Genomic DNA, 2,610 nt, shown 5'->3' with positions numbered 1-2,610 from the left:
CGACCAGTGCGGTCGAACCGGGGATGAACAGGGCGCGGAAGGTGCGCCGCGAGGCTTCCAGAGGTGTGGAGCCGTGCCCCATCTCGCTCATCATCAGGTTGATGTTCTGCACCGCATGGCTGATGCCGATGGCGAAGATCAGGAAGGGCACCAGGATTGAGTAGGGGTCCAGGCCAAAACCTAGCAGACTGAGCAGGCCGAGTTGGCAGACCACGGTGAGCAAACAGGTCAGTACGGTGACCGCGGTGCTGCGCCAGCAGTGGCAGTAAAAGAACAGCAACAGGCTAATCAGACCGACGGTTATGGCGAAGAACAGCGCGATGTCTGTCGCCGCAGTCAGCAGGTCGCCGATGATTTGCGCGAAGCCGATCACTCGGATATTTACCCCCTGGTCGGCGAAGTGCTCGCGCACTTGCTTTTCCAGGGTCAGTGTGAAGGTCCCATAGTCCAGCGGCTCGCCGGTCTCTGGATCGCGCTCGAGCAGCGGCACGCGAATGATCGACGACTGGAAATCGTTGGCCACGAAGCTGCCGACCATGTTGGCCCGCTGGATGTTCTGGCGCACTTCGGCCAGGGACTCGGCGCTGCCGTCATAGCCATCGGGGATCACCCGGCCCGAGCGCAGACCCTCGGTGGTGACCTCGGTCCACAACGCGTTGGGGGTCCACAACGACTTGAGGTTGCCGCGGTCGACGCCGGGAATGTAGAAGATCTTGTCATTGACCTCGCGCAGGCGGTCCATGAACTCGGCGGTAAGGATCTCGCCCTCGGGGTTCTCCACCACCACCCGCAGCACGTTGCTCTGCGGCCGTAGCACGTCCTCGAACTTCAGGTAGTTCTCGATAAAGGGGTGGCCGGTGGGGATCATCCGGTTGAAGCTGGCGTCCGGGCGCAGGCCGAGGGCGTAGTAGCCGAGCAGCAGCGAGGCCAGGAGGAAGCCGAGTAGCACTGCTAGGCGATTGTGGAACAGTGTGCGTTCGATGAGGTGGACCAGGCGCTGCAGTCCGGTCGGCGCGTTCTCCACGGTCATGACCCCCTCATTTGCCCGGACATTCATTGCAGTCGCTCCGTGATCTCGGCCAGCGGCAGCTTGTGCAGGCCGTCACGGCCGACCAAGGCCAACTGCCCCGGAACAACTTCGGCCACGTTCATCCAGGTGGACTTGGAGGGGCCTTGCCAGGTATTGAAGTTTTGCCCGTCCTGGCTGTACAGCAGCACACCACCTTGGCCGGCAAGCAGAAGTGAGCCGTTGGTCAGTTCGCTGCCGCCGTACAGGCTCGCTTTGACCGGCAAGCTTAGCGACTGCCAGTTGCGGCCAGAGTCTGCACTGCTCAGCAGGGTACCGCCGAAGCCGAGAGCCAGAACGCGCTGGCCCTGCTGCCAATCCAACAGTTTGTAAAGCGAAGCCTCAGTCTGTGTCTGGATGGGGCCCCAACTGGCGCCATCGTCCTCCGATCGGTACAGGCGTCCGCCTTCGCCAGCGACCAGCAGACTGCCGTCGCCCAAGCCCAGCACCGTGTTGAGGTGCAGGCGGTCGGGGTTATCCAGACTGGCCAGATATTTCCAGGTCTGGCCGCCGTCGTCGGTATGCAGGACGATGCCATAGGCGCCGACTGCCCAGCCTCGCTGCGCATCGCGGAACCAAATATCCAGCAAGGGCCGGGATGGCCCGGGTTCGCTGCCGGCCTTGACGTCGTCGAGGGCGAAGAGAGCGTTGTCCAGGGCACTGCTCAGGGCTTCGTCATCGGGCGCGGCGGCGCTGGCCGCCTCGAGTCGACTGACTTCAGCCTCGGCCCAGGTCGTCATCAATTGGTTTATGGTGTTGCCGTCCAGCTGCTTGGACCAGGACAGGCCACCGTCCTGGCTGTGCAGGATCACCCCGTCGTGACCCACGGCCCAGCCCCGGCTCGAGTCGACGAAATGCACAGCGGTGAGCAGCAGGTCGACCGGCACTTGCGCTTGCTGCAGGCGACCGTCAGTGTCGGCGAGCAGGACATGGCCGTTGGCGCCGACCACGACTACTTGAGCTCCCACGACTTGCAGGTCAGTGAGCAGGGCCTGGGAGGCAAGTGGCGAAGGGCGAGCGGGGCGCTCGAGCCGATCCGCCAAGCTGGCGGCCAGGCTCTGGCTGGCCGCCAGCCCTGCGCAGAGACTGGTCACTAGCGCGACCGTTGCGGTGAGATGAGTCCTCATGGGGCAAGACCTCGGAAACCAAAAAAGGGGGAGTGGCTCACGCCTCCCACCCCAATGACATGGAGTTGTCCGGTTGCTAGCGGCCGCTGCGACGCAGGGCCGAGGGGTTGAAGTCCTTCAGGCTGGCGGTGACGCCAAACTTGATGGGCTTGTCTTCGTTGGTCAGGCCGAACACCAGATAGCGGCGAGCCTGCAGGTCATAGGAGATCTCGCTGACATGCATGCTCGACTGCACGTCGTAGCGCTGCAGGCCATGCGCCTCCTGCAGGCGCCAGATCTCGCCGCGACCGTCATAGATGTCGGCCGCGAGGATGGCCCAGCTGTCCTCGTCGATATAAAACACCCGCTTGGCGTAGATGTGGCGTTCTCCAGGCTTCAGCGTGGCCTCGACCACCCAGACGCGATGCGGCTCGTAGC

At 63.6% G+C, this 2,610-nt stretch carries 3 protein-coding genes; all 3 read right to left on the bottom strand.

Features of this window, described 5'->3' with window-relative positions:
• The coding region (locus J0A65_RS22260; RefSeq protein WP_463452225.1) for an RND transporter family protein at positions 1–1,030 on the bottom strand (1,030 nt) is incomplete at its 3' end.
• A gap of 23 nt (positions 1,031–1,053) precedes the next feature.
• Positions 1,054–2,016 (bottom strand): WD40/YVTN/BNR-like repeat-containing protein, encoded by a 963-nt coding sequence (locus J0A65_RS22255; protein WP_206596509.1) that lies wholly within the window; start codon positions 2,014–2,016, stop codon positions 1,054–1,056.
• Between the two features lie 253 nt (positions 2,017–2,269).
• On the bottom strand, positions 2,270–2,610 hold a 341-nt coding region (locus tag J0A65_RS22250), incomplete at its 5' end, for a DUF1329 domain-containing protein (protein WP_206596508.1).

This window comes from Bowmanella yangjiangensis, assembly GCF_017255015.1.
GTDB lineage: Bacteria > Pseudomonadota > Gammaproteobacteria > Enterobacterales > Alteromonadaceae > Bowmanella > Bowmanella yangjiangensis.
Note: the sequence above shows the minus strand (reverse complement) of the source record. Positions and strands in the feature narration are given on the sequence as shown.